This is a genomic window from Methylobacterium sp. P1-11, from assembly GCF_008329595.1.
Taxonomy (GTDB): Bacteria; Pseudomonadota; Alphaproteobacteria; order Rhizobiales; family Beijerinckiaceae; genus Methylobacterium.
This window is the reverse complement of record NZ_NPKS01000029.1, coordinates 67,601-86,099: the sequence shown is the minus strand read 5'-3', so window position 1 is coordinate 86,099 and position 18,499 is coordinate 67,601. Positions and strand designations below refer to the sequence as shown.

General features: G+C 68.2%; 15 protein-coding genes. 5 read left to right on the top strand and 10 right to left on the bottom strand.

Annotated elements, in window-relative coordinates; all coding sequences use genetic code 11:
- Window positions 1-298: 298 nt before the first annotated feature.
- Complete coding sequence (locus tag CIW48_RS24840) at window positions 299-1,168, bottom strand: LysR substrate-binding domain-containing protein (RefSeq protein ID WP_149313135.1); 870 nt, start codon at window positions 1,166-1,168, stop codon at window positions 299-301.
- A 96-nt stretch (window positions 1,169-1,264) separates the two neighbouring features.
- On the opposite strand from CIW48_RS24840, the gene CIW48_RS24835 reads away from it, so the two are divergent.
- The 4 genes from CIW48_RS24835 (at window position 1,265) to CIW48_RS24820 (ending at window position 5,867) form a co-directional block, all read left to right on the top strand.
- A complete protein-coding gene (locus CIW48_RS24835; protein ID WP_149313134.1) occupies window positions 1,265-1,912 on the top strand; it encodes an RraA family protein in 648 nt (215 codons plus the stop codon).
- Window positions 1,913-2,051: 139 nt separating this feature from the next.
- Complete coding sequence (locus CIW48_RS24830) at window positions 2,052-3,062, top strand: phosphoglycerate dehydrogenase (RefSeq protein WP_246695412.1); 1,011 nt, start codon at window positions 2,052-2,054, stop codon at window positions 3,060-3,062.
- 1 nt (window position 3,063) lies between these two features.
- Window positions 3,064-4,434, top strand: a complete 1,371-nt coding sequence (locus CIW48_RS24825) for an MFS transporter (protein WP_149313133.1) — start codon at window positions 3,064-3,066, stop codon at window positions 4,432-4,434.
- 56 nt (window positions 4,435-4,490) lie between these two features.
- Window positions 4,491-5,867: an MFS transporter gene (locus tag CIW48_RS24820; RefSeq protein ID WP_149313132.1), complete on the top strand. Its 1,377-nt coding sequence runs from the start codon at window positions 4,491-4,493 to the stop codon at window positions 5,865-5,867.
- Between the two features lie 124 nt (window positions 5,868-5,991).
- Here CIW48_RS24820 and CIW48_RS24815 read toward each other — a convergent pair whose 3' ends face one another.
- The 9 genes from CIW48_RS24815 to CIW48_RS24775 all read right to left on the bottom strand — a co-directional run bounded on the left by CIW48_RS24815 (window position 5,992) and on the right by CIW48_RS24775 (window position 17,466).
- Window positions 5,992-6,900, bottom strand: a complete 909-nt coding sequence (locus CIW48_RS24815) for an amino acid ABC transporter substrate-binding protein (protein ID WP_149313131.1) — start codon at window positions 6,898-6,900, stop codon at window positions 5,992-5,994.
- A 233-nt stretch (window positions 6,901-7,133) separates the two neighbouring features.
- Window positions 7,134-8,105, bottom strand: a complete 972-nt coding sequence (locus tag CIW48_RS24810) for an amidohydrolase family protein (protein ID WP_149313130.1) — start codon at window positions 8,103-8,105, stop codon at window positions 7,134-7,136.
- Between the two features lie 27 nt (window positions 8,106-8,132).
- The gene (locus CIW48_RS24805) at window positions 8,133-9,071 is read right to left on the bottom strand and encodes an amidohydrolase family protein (RefSeq protein ID WP_149313129.1); all 939 of its coding nucleotides are present in this window, start codon (window positions 9,069-9,071) and stop codon (window positions 8,133-8,135) included.
- Window positions 9,072-9,084: 13 nt separating this feature from the next.
- Entirely contained in the window at window positions 9,085-10,005 is a 921-nt protein-coding gene (locus CIW48_RS24800; protein ID WP_149313128.1) for an SMP-30/gluconolactonase/LRE family protein, read from the bottom strand.
- A gap of 34 nt (window positions 10,006-10,039) precedes the next feature.
- Entirely contained in the window at window positions 10,040-11,359 is a 1,320-nt protein-coding gene (locus CIW48_RS24795; protein ID WP_246695411.1) for an MFS transporter, read from the bottom strand.
- 83 nt (window positions 11,360-11,442) lie between these two features.
- Window positions 11,443-12,117, bottom strand: a complete 675-nt coding sequence (locus CIW48_RS24790) for an RraA family protein (RefSeq protein WP_149313127.1) — start codon at window positions 12,115-12,117, stop codon at window positions 11,443-11,445.
- Window positions 12,118-12,155: 38 nt separating this feature from the next.
- The gene (locus CIW48_RS24785) at window positions 12,156-13,064 is read right to left on the bottom strand and encodes a DUF1932 domain-containing protein (RefSeq protein ID WP_149313126.1); all 909 of its coding nucleotides are present in this window, start codon (window positions 13,062-13,064) and stop codon (window positions 12,156-12,158) included.
- A 17-nt stretch (window positions 13,065-13,081) separates the two neighbouring features.
- Window positions 13,082-16,135: an FAD-binding and (Fe-S)-binding domain-containing protein gene (locus CIW48_RS24780; RefSeq protein WP_149313125.1), complete on the bottom strand. Its 3,054-nt coding sequence runs from the start codon at window positions 16,133-16,135 to the stop codon at window positions 13,082-13,084.
- 5 nt (window positions 16,136-16,140) lie between these two features.
- Window positions 16,141-17,466, bottom strand: coding sequence for an MFS transporter (locus CIW48_RS24775; protein WP_149313124.1), 1,326 nt, complete (start codon window positions 17,464-17,466; stop codon window positions 16,141-16,143).
- A 174-nt stretch (window positions 17,467-17,640) separates the two neighbouring features.
- On the opposite strand from CIW48_RS24775, the gene CIW48_RS24770 reads away from it, so the two are divergent.
- Entirely contained in the window at window positions 17,641-18,345 is a 705-nt protein-coding gene (locus tag CIW48_RS24770; RefSeq protein WP_149313123.1) for an IclR family transcriptional regulator, read from the top strand.
- The last annotated feature ends 154 nt before the right edge of the window (window positions 18,346-18,499 follow it).

Here is an 18,499-nt window from a genome sequence, read left to right as displayed (position 1 = left end):
CTAGGGTCTGCTTACTCAGCTTGACCAAGTGAGGGACCGCTATAGGCGATAAGCGGAATTTGGCTTAACGCCCAGAAGCGGACCTTCGGCTTTGCGCCCTACCCGGTCATTCGATCGCGTCGATGTCGTCGCCGGGAGCAGACATGCCTTGGCGAGGCATCATTACTTTTGCCCCTGGGTCGCAGATGCAGCCTTCAAGGCTGGCGGGTCCGTCGACCGACCTGCCGCATGGTCCGAGAGGGTTCGAATGCCAAGTCTCGGAGTTCGACGATTGAGAGAGCTCCTCTCCGTGCGACCTCTATGAAATCCCACCATTCTTGATGGCGGCGTGGAACGCATCGATGAGGGAGATACGCGCACCGCGCCGGTAGAGGATGCCGACCAGCCTGCCATAGGCGCGGTCGCCGACGGCCACTTTTCGGATGCGGCGCTCCCGGCTCGATTCGAAGCCGTAATCCGGCAGAAGAGAAACGCCGAGGCCCTGCGACACCAAGACGAGAATGACTTCGGCCGCCTCGATCTCGAAGAGTTCCTTTGCGACGATCTTCTTGTCTTGGAGAAACCTCTCTGCGATCCGTCCCGTCGGCGAATTTCTGTACATGCTGATCATCGGCGAGGAGGACAGGCACGCCTCGACGCCCTCGAAGGGAAGTTCAGCCGGGCAGACCAGCGTCAAGGGCTCCTCCCGGATCAGGTGCCAGCCGAACTCCTTGGCGATCTCGAAGGTGGGCCTGACCGTGATGGCGCAGTCGATCGCACCGCCTTCCAACATGGAAAGGAGTTGCGAGGAGGTACCCGGTACGATCTTGAGGGCGATCTCCGGGTGATGCTCGGCCATGTGTCTCAAGGTCGGCGGCACGACCGACATCAGAGCGGTCGAGACCGACCCGATCCGAAGGGTGCCGCTGAGCCGTCCGAGCTGGGCGACCTGCGTCAGGTCCGCCACCCTCCTCAGGATGTCCCGCCCCGCTGTGACGACGGCTCGCCCCTCGTCCGTCAGGGTCACGGCGCGTCCGAGACGGGTGATCAGCCGGACACCGAGCCCCCGTTCGAGCGTCTGGATCTGTTCGGCGACGGCGGCGCTCGACAGCCCCATGGCCCGGGCCGCCCCGGCTAGCGAGCCGGCATCGGCCACGGCACAGAGTGTGCTGAGGAAGCGCGTGTTCAAGGCCCGGAATTTCCCACTCTAGAAGCAGGGGAAACACGGGTTTTCCTGCTCACTCAAGTCCGTACTGTCCCCGGCCAAAGAAATTGGAGGAATGCCGTGGCGAATGTCAGCCTCAATCCGCCCGCCCCGGCGGTCGATCCCGCCATCATCGCCGCCTTTCGTGACGCCACGACGCCATCGATCAGCGACAACCTCGACCGTTTGCCAGGCCTCGTTGGGCTGCGCCCGTTCCATCGCGGCGGCAAGCTCGTCGGGACGGCCTTCACCGTGCAGGTCCGCTCCGGCGACAACCTTGCCATCCATCAGGCCCTCAACGAGGTCCGCCCCGGCGATGTGCTGGTCGTCGCGGGCGGTGGCGATACAAGCCGGGCGCTCGTGGGCGATATCATGAAGGCCATCGCCGAAAGCCGGGGCTGCGCCGGCTTCGTCATCGACGGCGCGATCCGCGATTCGGGCATCTTCGCCGCGTCCGACTTCCCCTGCTATGCGCGGGCGGCGATCCATCGTGGGCCCTACAAGCAGGGTCCGGGGGCGACCAACATACCGGTCTCCATCGGCGGCTGGACCGTCGATCCCGGCGACGTGGTGGTGGGCGATGAGGACGGCGTCGTGACCTTCCCCGCCTCGATCGCGTCCTCCCTGATCGAGGCGGTTCGCGCGCAGGACCAGCGCGAGGCCGAGGTCCTCCAGATGATCCGCGAGGGCCGCTACGACGGCCGCTACGGCAAGGTCCCCGCCCGCTAACCAGGAAGGCCCCAGGCCACCCGCGATTCCGACATGGCGGCCCCCGGCGCGAGCGGCGGGGCCAGACACTGGCCAAGCCCCCGAAGTGGGGCGCCGGCAATGGGGCCGAACCGCCCCGACAGGCCAGGAGGAGACATCTGTGAACCCCAACGCGGATCGGATGCGGGTGCTCGTCACGCCGCGGGGCTTCGACCCGGAGGCACGGGCCTATCTCGAAGAACAGGGCTTCGAGGTGCGCCAGCCCGCACTCAACAACACCGACCCCGCGCCCGACACGCTGTCGGACCTTCTGGAGGGTGTCGACGGCTGGATCCTCGGTAGCACCTTCGTCGGCCCCGACCTGATGGCGCGGTCTCCCCGACTGAAGGTGCTGGCGCGCCGCGGCGTCGGCTTCGAGCAGATCGACCATCTCGCCGCGGCGAAGCTCGGTAAGGTCGTGACCATCGCCGCCGGCGGCAACAGCCCTTCGGTGGCCGACCACACGATCGGCCTGATGCTCGCCGTGGCCAAGCGGCTGGCGACCTTTCCGACATCTCTCCGGGCCGGCGATTGGACCTACCGCATCGGCGAAGAACTGACGGGCAGCACGGTCGGCATCGTCGGGCTCGGACGCATCGGCCGCTGCGTCGCCCGCCGCCTCGCCGGCTTCGACGTCAGGATCCTCGCGACCGACATCGTGCCGGACGACGGCTTCGCCGCCGCCCACAACGTCGCGCGGGTGGATCTGGAGACGCTGCTGAGCGAATCGGATTTCGTCACCCTGCACGCGCCCCTCGACGCCTCGTCGGCGCATCTGATCGACAGGAACGCCCTGGCCCGGATGAAGCCGGGAGCGATCTTCATCAACACTGCCCGTGGCGGGCTGGTGAACGAGCAGGATCTCTACGAAGCGATCGTCTCCGGCCACATCGCCGGAGCGGGCCTCGACGTGTTCGAGGCCGAGAAGGACCCTGCGGCCAGCCAGGCCGCCAAGGCGCTGATCGGGCTCGAGCGGGTCGTCGCCACGCCGCACACGGCGGCTGCCACCCATGGCGGCCTCGCCCGCACCAACCTGATCGCGGCCAGATCCGTGGTCGACGTCCTCACCGGCCGATCCCCACCCGCCGACTGCATCGTCGCCGACGGCCGTGCCTTACTGGAGGTGTGCTGAGATGCGTGCCGACCTCGCCCTCGACACTTCCGCCGCGGCTGCCGCCCGGCCGGCCAAAAGCGGCTTCCGCTGGGTCGTGCTGACCCTGTGCTTTCTCATCTACCTCGTGGCGGGGGCCGACCGCGCCAACATCGGGGTCGTCGTCCCTTACATGAAGAAGGAATTCGAGCTCTCGAACACCGATATCGGTGCGCTCGCGAGCCTCTTCTACATTGGCTACGCCATCATCCAGGTTCCGTTTAGCCTGATTTATCAGCGTTTCGGCGTGCGCTGGCCGTTCAGCCTGGCGATGATCGCGACCTCGATCGCGACTTTCTTCATGGGCTTCGCCGGGAGCGCCTTGCAACTCAAGATCGGACGTGCCGCCCTGGGCGTCGCCGAAGGACCGATCAACATCGGCATCCTCACCATCATCAATCGCTGGTTCCCGCCCCAGGAGAAGGGCACGGCGACCGGCGTGTTCATGGCCTCGATCAAGGCCGCACCGGCGCTGGTGCCGCCGCTCTGCGCCTTCATCATCTATCATTTCGGTTGGCGCGAGGTGTTCTTCGTCTTCGCGGTGCCGGGCTTCGTGCTGGCTGCGGCGTGGCTTCTGATGGTGCGCGATACCCCGCAGGGCAGCCGGTTCGTCTCCGACATCGAACTCGACCAGATTGAGACGGGGCGGGGAGGGGCGGCGCCGGGCAAGCCGGTGCCGGTGCACAAGGAGATGCCGCTTCTCGATCGGCTGATCCGAGTCCGCGCCTGCACGCCGCTCTCCACCACCCGGGACGTGCTGCGCTCCTGGGACGTCTGGGCCTGCGCGATCGGCTACTTCTTCATGGTGGGCATCGCCTACGCCATCATGACCTGGGTGCCGACCTACCTCGTCACCGTGAAGAAATATCCGCTCTTCGCGATGGGCTTCGTCGCCTCGACGCCGTGGATCGGCGCCATCATCGGCAACGTGCTCGGCGGCCTGATCTCCGACAAGCTCCTCGGCGGCCGGCGCAAGCCGATGATGCTTCTGACTTCGGCGGCGACCATCGTCACGATGTACGGGTTGATCTATTCGCCGGCTGACCCGTGGCTTCTGGCGCTGCTGTTCACCGCAACGGGCCTTCTGCTCAACCTCGGCTATTCGACCTTTCTCGTCTACCCGATGGGGCTGACCGCCAAGGAGAAGACCCCGCTGGCGGCGGCGATCGTCAACACCGGCGGTTCGCTCGGCGGCGCCTTCGCGCCCTTCGTGGTCGGCGTGGTGCTCGATTGGGCGAGTTGGGACGCGGTGTTCCTGTTCCTTGCCTCGACCTCGCTGCTGACCTTCCTCGCCGTCGTGAGCATGCGCGAGCCGATCCTCCGCACCACCGCATCGAAGCCCGCGCGACGCTGAGGCGGAGCAGTCGCCGGGCGGCCCCTGCAGGCGGCACCCTATTGAAGGAAACGGACATGGCCAGTCGTTCAGCCACAGCGGGGGCGATCCCCGCAACGGAGCGGATGACCCGGTATCGCTGGGTCGTCATGGGGCTCATCTTCATCGTCTATACTTTGGCCGCGGCCGACCGGGCCAACATCGGGATCGTGCTTCCCTTCGTGAAGAAGGAATTCGCGATGACCAACACGGAGGCCGGCGCGGTCGTCAGCCTGTTCTTCGTGGGCTACTCGGTCATGCAGATCCCTGCGGGCCTGTTGGTGAAGCGCCTCGGCACGCGGATCGTCTTCCCGATCTTCATGATCCTGACCTCGCTGTTCACGGGGCTCCTGGGCACGACGGGCTCGGCGTTCGCGATGAAGCTCAACCGGCTCGCCCTCGGCTTTGCCGAGGCACCCCTGCCGGTTACCATGCTCTCGACCATGAACCGGTGGTTCCCGCCGCAGGAGAAGGGCACCGCGGTCGGCCTCTTCCTGGCCGCCGCCAAGTTCGGTCCCGTCATCGTGCCACCGCTCGGTGCGCTGATCATCGCCACACTCGGCTGGGAGTACGTCTTCTTCATCTGCGCGCTGCCGGGGCTGGTCTTCGCCGTGCTCTGGTATTTCTTCGTCGTGGACGAGCCGGGCCGAAGCCGCTTCGTATCCCCGGCCGAGGCTGCGCATATCGGCAGCGCACTCCCGCTCACACCCGCTGGCCGCTCGCCGTCGACCGCACCGGCCTCGGTCGGCACGCCGCGCTTCGTCCGCCTCGATCGGCTCATTCGGGGGCGGCCGGTTCGCCCCGTCGCCACGGCGAAGGAGACGTTCGCATCCGGCAACATCTGGGGGCTCGCCGTCGGCTACCTGATGATGACCGGCATCATCAACGTGATCCTGGCTTGGCTGCCGACCTATCTGACCAACGTCAAACACTTCTCGCTGATGAATGTCGGCTTCGTCGCCTCGGCGCCGTTCATCGGTGGCGTGCTCGGCAACATCATGGGCGGTGTGTTCTCCGACCGGATCGTCGGCAAGCGGCGCAAGCCGACCATCCTGATCAGCACGGTCTCGACCGTGTTCATGATGGTCGCGCTCATCCACGCGCCGAACGAACCGGTGACGCTCGCAATCCTGCTGTTCCTCACCGGCTTCCTGCTGAACGTGGGCTACTCCTCCTTCACGGTCTATCCGGCCGGACTGACGACGAAAGACGCCTATCCGTTGGCCGTGTCGGTGGTGAACACCGGCGGACAGGCCGGAGGCGCGCTGTTTCCCTTCCTGACCGGTCTGCTCCTCGATGCCTATAGCTGGGATGCCGTCTTCCTGTTCCTCGGTGCCTCCTCTCTCCTGGCGATGGCGGTGATGCTGCTGGTCGTCGAGCCGGTCGAACGGGACGGGTCACGTCAAGCGCTCTGACGCGGGTTCGTCCGGCGCCGTGCCCGAGGCGATCGCCACCGGACACGGCTTCAGGCCCCTGTCCGCCTGTCGACCCCTGCATCTGCTCGGCGCCGGCCTGCGCCCGAACGCAGGCCGCCCCGCGTCAATCCTTATAGGCGGCGGGATCCGGGCTGTCGGTCGGGTGGGCGAAGGCGTGCTTCACTTCCGCCGACATCGGAAAGTTGTAGTTGATGCCCTTGGGCGGCACCGGAGACTCGAACCACTTGCTGTAGATCGCAGTCATCTCGGGGCTTTTGTACAAATCGGCCGTCGTCCGATCCACGAGCGCCTTGAACGGCTCGTCGTTCTTGCGAAGCATGATCCCGTAGGGCTCCGGCGGTCCAAACGCCTCGTCGCTGATCGTGTAGGCAACAGGGTTCTTCGACAGGGCAATCAGCACGCTGAGCTGGACGTCGTCCATGACGAAAGCGGCCGATCGGTCGCTCTCCAGCATCAGGAAGGCCTCGACCGTGTCCTTGGCCCCCTGAACGTTCATGGCGAGCTTTCGCTCGGCGTTGACCTTGGCGATCTGAACGATGTTGACGGAGCCGGCGACCGACACGATCGACTTACCCTTGAGGTCATCGATCGTCTTGATGGCCTGCGCCTTCTTCGAGGCGAAGCGGCTCGCCGTGACGAAATGGGAGTTCGTGAACGCGACCTGCTTCTGGCGCTCGGCGTTGTTCGTCGTCGAGCCGCATTCGAGGTCGATCGTCCCGTTCGTCATCAGCGGAATGCGCGTCGACGACGTGATCGGGATCATCTCGACACGAAGGTTCGGTGCATCGAGCTCCTTCTTCACCGCATCGACGATCTTCCCGCAGATGTCGATGGCATAGCCGACGTATTTCTGGTCGTCGTCGATATAGCTGAAGGGTGGGCCGCCGTCGCGGACACCGAGGACGATTTTATTGGAGTCCTTCACCTTCTTCAGTGTGCCGCTCAACTCGCCGGCCGACGCCGAGCCAATCAGGAGCGCGGCTGCGAAAGCGACGCCGAGCCATCTTCTCATCACTTATTTCCCCGTTTGCTGGACGATGAGGATCAACCCGGTGCCGGCCGCTCGGTGAATGCCCCCTTCGAGACCTTGCCGCGCCGATCCGCTGCGACGTGTTGCAGGATTCCGGCCTCACGGGCCACTCGCGGCCGAACGGCCCCGATCAGCCGCGAAGGCGCTGTGGGCGGAACGGCCGCCGCCTCGCCGGCGTCGCGGACTCCGATCCTATCGGCAAAGGACGCTTCGCGCTATCCGGGGAAGCCGTAGAGCGTGGCCGGATTGTCGACCAGGACCCGCGCTCGTTCGCGTTCGTTGGGCACCCATTCGGCCAGGAGGTCGAGCAGCCGGGCATCGTCGGGCATGTGCTTCTCGCCCCGGTGCGGCCAGTCGCTGCCCCAGACCATCCGCTCCGGGGCCGCCGCCGCGAAGGGCCTCGCGACGGCCGTGGCGTCGGCGTAGGCGGGAGCTCCGCTCGCGGTGTTGAGGTAGGCCCCCGACAGCTTCATCCACGTCCGGCCGCCGTCGAGCAGCCGCCGCACGACGGCGTAGGCAGGATGATCGACGCCCTGGCCCGGCGGGAGGCGTGCCAGATGATCGATGACGAGTGGCGCCGGCAGGCGGCTGAGGATGGATTCGAGCTCCACGATCGTGTCGCCGGTCGCATAGATCTGGATGTGCCAACCCAGCGGGGCGACCTTGCGGGCCATCGTCTCCAGACGCTCGGCGGTGGTCGTCCCCCAGGATTGCGGCGTGCCGAAATTGACCCGGATGCCCACCGCGCCCTGGGCCGCCATCGCCCGGAGCTCGGCATCGGTGATGTCGAGATCGACCACGACCACCGCGCGGGCCGAGGGACCGAACTGGGCGACGCCGTCGAGGGTCGCGCGGTTGTCGATGCCGTAGGTCGAGGGCGTCACCACCACCACCCGGCTCGTTCCGAGGCGGGCCTGCACTTGGCGATAGGCGGCGACGACGCTGTCCAGCACCGGCTGACCCTTCCAGTGGGGCGAAGCCGGGAAGCGGGTCGACAGGATGTGGATGTGGCAGTCGCAGGCGTTCGGCGGCACGCGGATCGAGGGCCCCTGCGTCCCGGCGGAGAACGGGACGGCGTCCGCCGCGTTCGCCGAACAGCTACGGACGCCCAGCGCCGAAGCGAGGGCGAGGGCGAGGGCACTGCCGCCACCCAGAACGCCCCGCCGTGTTCGAGCCCTGGGGTCCACTGAAAAGTCCTCCGCGGGGGCGAGCAATCAGAAGCCGTAGAGCTTGGCCGGATTGGCCACGAGGATGCGGTTCCGCACCGCCTCGTCTGGGGCCCAGTTCGCCAGGAGGTCGAGGAGCACGGCGTCGTCCGGCTTCGCGTCGGCGGGGGAGGTCGGGTGCGGCCAGTCGCTGCCCCAGACGACGCGCTCGGGGGCGACTTGCACATAGGCGCGGGCGAGGCGGCTGCGGTCGGCGAAGCTCGGCGGCCCGACCTTCGAGAGAATGTAGGCGCCGGTGAGCTTCACCCAGGCGCCGTGCTTGTCGATCAGGTCGGCGACCACCTTGAAGCCCGGGTGGTCGGGGCCGGCGGGCTCGGGCAGGTGCCCCATATGGTCGAACACGACCGGCACCGGCATGGCCTTCAGGGTGTCGGCCAGCTCCACGATCTTATCGCCGTCAGTGACGAGCTGGATGTGCCAGCCGAGGTCGGCGATCTTGCGGGCGACCGGCACCATGTCGGCGATCGGCGCCCCGCCCGGCAGGCGCGTCCCGAACCGAACGCCGCGGATGCCGGCCCCGTCGAGGCGCTTCAGTTCCTCGGGCGTCACCGAGGCGTCCAGCATCGCGATACCCCGGGCAGTCGGCCCAAACTCCTTCACGGACTGGACGAGGAGGCTGTTGTCGGCCCCGTAGGTCGAGGGCTGCACCACGATGTGGCGGCCGATGCCGAGGCGCTGCATCAGGAGCTTGTAGTCCGCCACGCTGGCATCCGGCGGCCGCAGGGTCGCGCCGGGCGAGACGGGGAAGCGCGCGTCGTAGATGTGGTGGTGGCAGTCCGTGGCTTCCGGGGGCACTGTGATCTTGGGCCGCTCCGTGCCCGAGGACCAGGGTACGGTCTGGGCCGCGGCGGTCCGAAGCCCGGCGCCGATCGCGGCGCCGGTCATTAAGGCCGCGAGATGCGCGCGGCGGGTCATCGCAATCGTCATCCGGCCGGTCCGTTCAGTGATGCGAGAAGAGGGTTTGGCCAGCGGCCGGCATCCGCGCCGTCAGGATGCTGCCGGTCTGGGATTCGGTGATGAACAGGGTCGCGCCGTCAGGGCCGCCATAGGCGACGTTGGTGGTCGAGATCCCGGCGGGGGACTTCACCCGCAGCAGCGGCTCGGCGACCGGCGACAGCCGCCAAATCGACCCGAACCCAGTATGTGCGACGATCAGGCAGCCCTCGGCATCAAGCGCGATCCCGTCCGGGCCGCCGAGGCCACCGTGGAGTTGCGCGAATACGCCGACCTTCGCGACGAGGCCGCTGGCGTTGAGGGGCACCCGCCAGATCTGCTGGGTGCGGGTCACGGCGACGAACAGGCTGCCCATGGCGTCGTCGATGACGATGCCGTTCGGGCTCGGCACCGTGTCTACGAGGCAGGTCAGTTCGCCAGACGGGCGCAGGCGGTAGACCCGGCCGGTCGGGTCCTGCAGCCCGGTCTGGCCCTGGTCCGTGAAGTAGAGGTCGCCATTCCTGGCGAAGGTCAGGTCGTTGACCCCGCGGAAGCCCTCCGAGCCCGCATTCTCCAGGAACGGCGTCACCGCGCCCGTGTCGGGGTCGAGGAGCATCAGGCCGCGCTTGTAGCAGGTGATGAAGATCCGCCCGTCCCGGTGGATCTTCATGCCGTTCGGCCAGCCGTCGTACTCGGCGACGAGTTCCCACTCGCCGGCCGGGTCGATGCGGAAGATCCGGCCGAAGGGAATGTCCGTTACGTAGAGGCGGCCGGCTCGGTCGAAGACGGGGCCTTCGAGGAAGGAATCGATGGGGTGTCCGCCCCGGTTGGCGTTCGCCCAGGCGGTCGGCCGGACTGTGCGGAAGCGGTCGGGCAGCCGCGTGAAGACCTCGGCCGTCACGGCCGGCGGGGGAGCGAAGAACGACATCGCGTGTCCTCGGGGCAGGAGTGGGGATCGTGGTTCAGGCGGGCAGCGCCGCGGTCCTGGCCTCGCGGGCATGGGCGCGGCTGATCAGGATCACGCTGAGCGCGGCGGCGGCATCGAGCGCCGCGACCGGGAGCATGCCGAGGGGGAAGCTACCGGTGGCGTCCTTCACGAGGCCGACCACGTTCACCATCAGGCCGCCGCCGATCAGGTTCGAGATCGCGTTGATCCCGGCGAGCCCGGCCGCCAGTGTCCCCGGCGAGAGCCAACCGGCGGAGAGCGCCCAGAACGGCCCCTTGAAGGAGTAGGCGCCGACGAGGGCGAAGGTCACGGCCAGGACGGCGGTGGCGATGCCGCCGGTCAGGTTGAGGTACGCCAGGCCGAAGGCCGCGAGCAGCAGCGGGATCGCCGTGTGCCAGCGCCGCTCGCCCTGCCGGTCGGAGTGGCGGCCCCAGAGCACCATCAGGATCGTGGCGAAGCCGTAGGGGATCGCGTTGACGAAGCCGGTCTGCAGGTTGGTCAGCCCGAACGACTTGATCATCTGGGGCTGCCACACCGACAGGACGCTGCCCGTCGCGGAGGCACCGGAGCAGACCAGCGCCATCGTCAGGAAGTACTTGTTGCGGGCCAGTTGCCAAAGCGAGATATGGCCGATGGGCTTGCGCCGCGCGGCCTCCTCATCGAGGCGCCCGACGAGCCATGCGCGCTGCTCATCCTTCAGCCAGCTTGCATCGCGGGGCCGGTCGGTGAGCACGAACAGGCAGGTGATGCCGAGGAGAACGGTGGGCAGGCCCTCCAGCACGAACAGCCATTGCCAGCCCTTGAGCCCGAGCAGCCCGTCGAGTTCGAGGAGCGACACGGACAGGGGCGAGCCGAGGAAGGTCGCTAGCGGGATCGAGACCGTGAACGTCGCCAGGACCCGAGCCCGGTACTCGCTCGGCAGCCAGTAGGTCAGGTAAAGGATCGCGCCCGGGAAGAACCCGGCCTCCGCCGCGCCGAGGATGAAGCGCATCACGTAGAGGGAATGGGGGCCGGTCACGAGGGCCATGCCCATGGTGACGAAGCCCCAGGTGATCATGATCCGCGCGATCCAGCGCCGCGCGCCGACCTTTTGCAGGGCGAGATTGCTCGGCACTTCCACCAGGAAGTAGGAGATGAAGAACAGGCTTGCCGCGAAGCCGAACATGGCCGGGGTCAGCCCGAGATCCTTATTCATCTGCAGGGCGGCGAAGCCCACATTAACCCGATCCAGCAACGCACAGAAATAGCACAACATCAAGAATGGGACGAGCCGCAGGATGACCCGGCGCATGGTTGCGGTCTCAAGCGGATGCTTGGCTTGCTCGGAGACGTTCACCTCCCAACCTCCCACTTATTTGAGATGTGGCTCGCGTGACGTCCCGCGCCCTTGAGCCTTTGTGGAGTGGCCCTGCAGGGGGATCAGATCCCCTCGCAGCCCGCCTCGGCGAGTGCGCGCTCGACCCAGGAGCGGTCCACGGTGCCTGCCTTGATCGCCGCCATGGTCTTGGCCTCGCCCTGCTGCTTCTTGTCGGCGGCGACGAAGACCTCCTCGGTCTGGTCGAAGGGCACGCAGACGAAACCGTCGTCGTCGCCGACGATGAGGTCGCCCGGCGCGATCACCATGCCCTCGATGGCGATGGTCGCGTTCATCTCGCCCGGCCCGTTCTTGTAGGGGCCGCGGTGGGTGACGCCGGCGGCGAAGACCGGGAACGCGTTCGTGCGGATCCAGCCGTAGTCGCGCACCGCGCCGTTCAGGACGACGCCGGCCACGCCGATCTGCTGCGCATGGGAGAGCATGAGTTCGCCCATCAGGGCGTTCGTCAGGTCGCCGTCGCCATCGACGACGAGCACGTCCCCGGGCTTCGCGCGGTTGAGGGCCGCATGGATCATCAGGTTGTCGCCGGGGCGCACCCGCACCGTCAGGGCGACGCCGCTTAGCACGCCGCCGGCATGGAGCGGGCGGATCCGCGCGCCGCCATGGCTCATGCGGTTCATGGAGTCGCTGATATTGGCGACCGCGATCGCCTTGTACTTCTCGACGGTGGTGGGGTCGACCGTGCGGGTGCGCGGATGGATCTTGAAACCGATGGCCATGGAGGTTCGTCCTTCGATGCGGGAAGGTGGCAGGGGCGTCAGGCGACGGGCTTGAGGCCGGCCTTGAGGACCATGGCGTCGAGGGCCTCCTGGTAGGTCCGGGGGACGACGCCCTTGAAGTGGTCCTTTAGGCCGAGGCTCTCCTTCCAGCGCAAGCGCTGGGCGACGGCGCGGGCCATGATCGGCTCGACGCCGGCATCGGCGACGGCGTCGGCCGACATCTCCAGTTCCTCGGCCCGGCGCTTGGCGTGGATCGCCCCCGAGGGGGTGAGGCTCTGGACCGTGTCCATCCACGGCCGGGCGAGGGTCTTGGAGGCCGAGGCGAGGACGACCTCGTCGATCCCGTACTGTCGGGCGGCCAGCAGCATCTCGTCGGTCAGCGCCTCGATCCCCTTGATGAGGACCGAGCGGATGATCTTGATCCCTGAGGCGGTGCCGAGCACCGGGCCGGTGAACTCGATCTGCATGCCCCAGGGCACGAGGAGGTCGCGCACCCGCTCGCCGGCCGGGCCGCTCGACAGCATCCGCATGGAATAGCCGTGCAGCGGCGTACCCTCGATCGAGCCGTCGCCGAGGAGCGCGCTGGTGGCTTCGAGCTTCCGCGCGACGGTCTGTTTGATCTTCGGCGTGGCCGAGGCGAAGTCGAGGAAGGTGTGCCGGGCCGTGAGCACCGGGGCGAAGGCGTCGGCGCTCTCCAGTGAGGAGGCGCCGGGCGTGAAGCTCACGATCAGGTCGGCGGCCTCGGCGAGCTCCGCGTTCGAGCGGACGAGGGTGACGCCAGCGTCCCTGGCCCGCGTCTGGATGAGATCCGCGTAGGGACCCTCGAACGCATACTTGTCGTAGCAGGCGATGGACTCGAGGCCGGCGCCGCGCAGGCCGGCGCCGAGCGTGCTGCCGATCTCGCCGTAGCCGACGAGGCCGAGCCGGAATTGTGTGCGATCTGCCATGGTGTGCTCCTGTCGGGCTATGCGGTGAGGGGGATGGTCCGCCGGCCGGCAAGCGGGCTGGCGGTGAGGTGGTCGCGGAGGATCTCGACGGGGTGGGGTAGTCGCAGGCCATCGACGAGCTTCACCTGCGAGCGGCAGGAGTAACCGTCGGCGAGCAGGCGGCCCGAGCGGCCCTTCCCGGCGACGTGCCCGGCCCAACTGAGGCCGTAGATCCGCTCCGACATCGCCCGGTGCTCGGCCTCGTGGCCGTAGGTCCCGGCCATGCCGCAGCAACCCGCGGGCAGCACCGACAGGCGCAACCCCAGCGCGGCGAAAACCTCGGTCCAATCGGCGAGCGCTGGCTGCGCCGTCGCCCTTTCTGTGCAGTGGGGCAGCAGCCAGTAGGGCTCGGTCTCTGAAGGCGTGGGGGCTGCTTCCATGCGGCCGGCAAGCCATTCCTGGACGAGGTGGATCCGCGGCAGGTCCCACCCCGGCAGGGCCTGCCGGTACTCGGAGCGGTAGGTGAGCGTCATCGACGGGTCGAGACCGACGAGGGCGATACCGGTCGCGGCGAGCCGGCCGAGATCTTCGGCATTCACCGCCGCCAGACGCGCGAACCGGCCGAGGAAGCCGTGGACGTGCAGCGGCTTGCCGTTGGGTCGGTACGGTGCGAGCCAGGGCCGCAGGCCGAGCCCGATCAGCAGATCGAGGAGGGCGAGGAGGACCGGCGTGTCGTAGTGGCTGGTGAAGGCGTCCTGCACGACGACGACGCTCGTCAGGCGCTCGGCCTCCGGGAGGCGGGCCAGGGTTCGCGCCTCGGCCAGCGCCACGCCGCGGCGGGCGAGTTCCTGGCGCAGGTCGATGCCTGACAGCTGCGGGACGTGGACCAGCCCGACCATCCGCGAGAGCCCGAGGGATGTCGCGGCATTCGCGAGCCGGGGTGCCTTCGCCAGCAGCGGCACCGCAGTCTCCAGGGCGGCGATGGCGTGGTGGCGCAGGGGGCGTAGGTAGTGGCCGTGATAGAGTTCGAGGAACTTCGCCCGGAAGGTCGGCACGTCGACCTTGATCGGGCACTGCCCCGCGCAGGACTTGCAGGCGAGGCAGCCCGCCATGGCCTCATGGACCTCGTGAGAGAAGTCCTCCCGCCGCCGCAGGGTCGCGGCGAGGCGGGCCGGGAAGGCGAGCCAGTTCGGCCGGGCGCGCAGGCGTTGGGCTTCTTCCAGCGGGTCGCGGCCTTCGACGGCGAGCCGCCGCAGCCACTCGCGCATCAGCTGGGCGCGGCCCTTCGGCGAGTGCCGGCGCTCGCGGGTGCCCTTCCAGGACGGGCACATCGCCTCGTCCGGGTCCCAGGTGAAGCAGGCGCCGTTGCCGTTGCAGTGGAGCGCCTCGTCGTAGCCGGCCCGGACATGCGCGGGGATCGTCCGGTCCCGCTGGCCCTTGGTCGGCACACCGTCGACGGTCAGCAGCGCGGCGCCCTCGGGGGCGGCGATCTTGCCGGGGTTGAACTGGTTGCGCGGGTCGAAGGCGGCCTTCACCGCCTGCAGCACCGGGTAGAGCGGGCCGAAGAAGCGGGGCGAGAACTCGGAGCGCACGCCCTTGCCGTGCTCGCCCCAGAGGAGCCCGCCGTAGCGCTGAGTCAGGGCGACGACGTCCTCGGTGACGGCGCGGACCAGCGCCTCGGCGCCGGGCGTCTTCATGTCGATGGCCGGGCGGACATGGAGCACGCCGGCATCGACATGGCCGAACATGCCGTACTCGAGCCCGCGCCGGTCGAGGGCGGCGCGGAACTCCGCGATGTAGTCGGCGAGGTGCTCCGGCGGAACGGCGGTGTCCTCGACGAAGGCCATGGGCCGCCGGTCGCCCTTGGTGTTGCCCAGCAGACCGACCGCCTTCTTGCGCATCGCCCAGAGGCGGCCGACCTCCGCCTCGCCCCGGGCCACCGTGTAGCCGCGTCGGCCGTGGGCGGTCCCGGCCTCGTCCAGGGTCGCCGTCAGGCGGGTCAGCGCCGCCTCGACCGCGTCCGCATCGTCGCCGACGAACTCGATCAGGTTGACGCCCTGCGCCTGCTCGCCCGCATCCTTCGGGAAGTAGGCGGTGACGCCCTCCCAGACGGGATCCTCCTGGGCGAGTCCCAGCACCTTGGAGTCCGCCGTCTCGACCGAGGCCGCCCCGAAGGCCACGAGTGTCCGTGCGTCGCGCAGGGCCGCGTCGAAGCTGTCGTAGCGGAGGTTCACCAGCGCCACGTGGCTCGGCAGCGGCAGGACGTTGAGCGTCGCATCCGCAAGGAGGCCCAGCGTCCCCTCCGAGCCGCACAGCACGGCGTTGAGGTCGAAGCGGCCGTCCGCGCGGCGCAGATGGGCGAGGTCGTAGCCGGTGAGGCAGCGGTTCAGCGGCGGGAACGTTTTGTCGATCAGCGCGGCGTTCTCGCGCTGAAGCTTGTCCACCTCCTGGTGGATGGCCCCCGCGAAGTCCTGCCGGGCCTGCGCGGCCGCGAGCCTGTCGTCGTCGAGGGGTTCGGAGTGCCAGACCGTCCCGTCGGCCAGCACCGTGGTGAGGGCGCGCACGTGGTCGCGGGTCTTGCCGTAGAGGCAGGAGCCCTGGCCGCAGGCGTCGGTCGAGATCATCCCGCCGATGGTGGCGCGGTTCGAGGTCGAGAGTTCGGGAGCGAAGAACAGGCCGTGCTCGGCCAGGGCCGCGTTGAGCTGGTCCTTCACCACCCCCGCCTCGACCCGCGCCGTGCGGCGCACCGGGTCGATGGCGAGGATGCGGTTCATGTGCCGCGAGAGATCAACCACGATCCCGTCCGTGAGGGACTGGCCGTTGGTCCCGGTCCCGCCGCCGCGGGGGGCGATCCGCACCGTGGCGAACCGCTCCTCGGCGAGCAGGGTCGCGATGCGCACGAGGTCGTCGCGGTCGCGCGGGAAGGCGATCGCCTGCGGCGTGATCTGGTAGATCGAATTGTCCGTGGCGAGCACGGTGCGGTCGGCCTCGGCCATCGTCAGGTCGCCCGCGAAGCCCCGCGCGCGCAGCTCGGCGCAGAAGGCCGCGGTCAGGGACGGCACCCGGGGGCCGGGGGAGAGGCGCGGGATCATGGCGGTCAGGCCGGGAGCGCGGCCGGCAGCGCAGCCCGGCGGACCTGCCGGCCGAAGGCCAGCATCGTCAGCGCGCCGACGAGCAGGATGCCTCCGACCATGAGGAGCGGCGCGGTGAACCCGCCCGAGAGGTCGCGGACGAGGCCAATCAGGTAGGGGCCGGCGAAGCCGCCGAGATTGCCGATCGAGACGATCATCGCGATCCCGCCCGCCGCCGCGCGTCCGGTGAGGAAGCCCGAGGGCACGGCCCAGAAGGTCGCCACGAAGGAGTTGATGCCCATCACCGCGACGCATAGCGCCGCGATGGTGAGGAGCGGCGTCGGAGTCAGGGCGCTCGCAACCAGCGCGGCGGCGCCCACAAACAGGGAGATGGCCGGGTAGATCGTCCGGTCGCGGCCCCGGTCGGACAGGCGGCCCCACACCACCATCGCCACAGCGCCGCAGAGGTAGGGGACGGCCGTCACGACCCCGACGAGCGAGGTCGCGAGCCCGAGCTGCTTGATGATCTGCGGCAGCCACAGGCCGATGCCCAGCGAGCCGATAATGGCGCAGAAGTTGACCGCCGCCAGCGTCAGCACCCGCCAGTTCCGCAGGGCCTGGGCCAGGGTCATCGGATGCTTCTTCTCGATGGCGGCCTTCTCCTCGGCGAGCTTGGCGACAAGCACGTCGCGCTCGGCGGGCGTGAGCCACTGCGCCTTCTCCGGCCGATCGGTGAGGACGAAGAGGCAGACGATGCCGAGAACCACCGCCGGCAGTGCTTCGAGGATGAGGAGCCACTGCCATCCGGCGAGGCCGAAGCCCTCGACCTGCACCAGCGCGCCGGATATCGGCGAGCCGATGATGTTGGCGGCCGGAATCCCGAGGAGGAACAGCGCGGTGGCGCGCGCCCGCACCGCCGAGGGGAACCACAGGCTGAGATAGAGGAACACGCCGGGCACGAACCCCGCCTCGCCGAGGCCGAGAAGGAACCGCGCGATCCCGAACTGGATCGGGCCGGTCACGAAGGCGGTCGCGGCCGAGACGAGACCCCAGGTGATCATGATTCGGGCGATCCAGAGCCGGGCTCCGACGCGCATCATGATCAGGTTGCTGGGGATCTCGGCGAGGAAGTAGCCGAGGAAGAACAGCCCCGCGCCGATGCCGAACGACGTCGCGGTGAGCCCGATATGGGCGTTCATCGTGAGCGCGGCGAAGCCGACATTCACGCGGTCCAGGTAGCTGACCACGTAGCAAACGAAGAGGAACGGCAGGATCCGCCGCATCATCTTGCGGTGGAGGTTTCGCTCGTCGACCGCCTGGGCCGGAGCCGGGGCCTGTTGCCCTTGCGCCATGACGTCCACTCCCGAATCGCCATTTTTGAAACGGCGTTTCGTTTTTAGTCGCCCAAACACAGGCGGCTGTCAACGAAGCCTTGGGCAAGGCCGCGTCACGGCTTGGTGAGCGGAAGGCGCTTGGTTATGGATCGGTCGTCCCGAACTCCACGAAACCGGAACGAGTGCGAAGCGATGGCGAAGGAGGCGCGCGCGCGGCCCAACCTCGAGGGTGTGGCTGCGGCCGATCGGGTGCTGACCGTGCTGACGGCGTTCCGGCGCGGAGACGACGCCCTCGAACTCTCCGAGCTCGCCCGCCGCACGTCGCTCGTGAAGAGCACGATCATGCGGCTCTGCATCTCGCTGGAAAAGTTCGACCTGATCGAGCGCTTGAATGACGGGCGCTACCGCCTGGGCGTCGAGGCCGCTCGGATCGGTTCGGTCTACCAGCAGTCCTTCGCCCTGGAGGAGCGGATCGTCCCCGTCCTGGAGCGGCTCGCGGCCGAGTCCCTGGAGACGGCTTCGTTCTACATCCGCCGGGGCAATCAGCGGCTGTGCCTGTTCCGGGCGGACTCGCCCTCGCCGCTCCGGATGAATGTCCGCCCCGGCGATATGCGGCCGATGGACGAGTCCGCGATTGCCCGGGTTTTGAGGACCTTCAGCGACCGAAGGGCTCCGGACAGGGCGGCGATCGAGATGCCACTCTATTCCTCCGGCATCACCGACCCTCATGTCGCATCAATTGCGATGCCGGTGTTCGGGACGGAGCAGAGGCTGATTGGTGCTCTCGCCCTGTCGGGTCCAGCATCTCGGCTGACATTGGAACGAGCCGAGACCCTCAAGTCGCGGCTCCGTGAGGCTGGTGAACGCCTCTCGTCTGAACTTGGGGCACAGCTTTAACGAGGTTTGCAGCCTATCCGGCCGGCTCACCAGGCGCGCTCTACCACTTTGATGTCTGTACCACTAATGTCCGCTTACTTAACAAAATGACCAGCAAGCAGAAATTCCGCTTGCGGCCATGTACTGCCGAGTCCAACGGCCCTCAGGGCGTCTC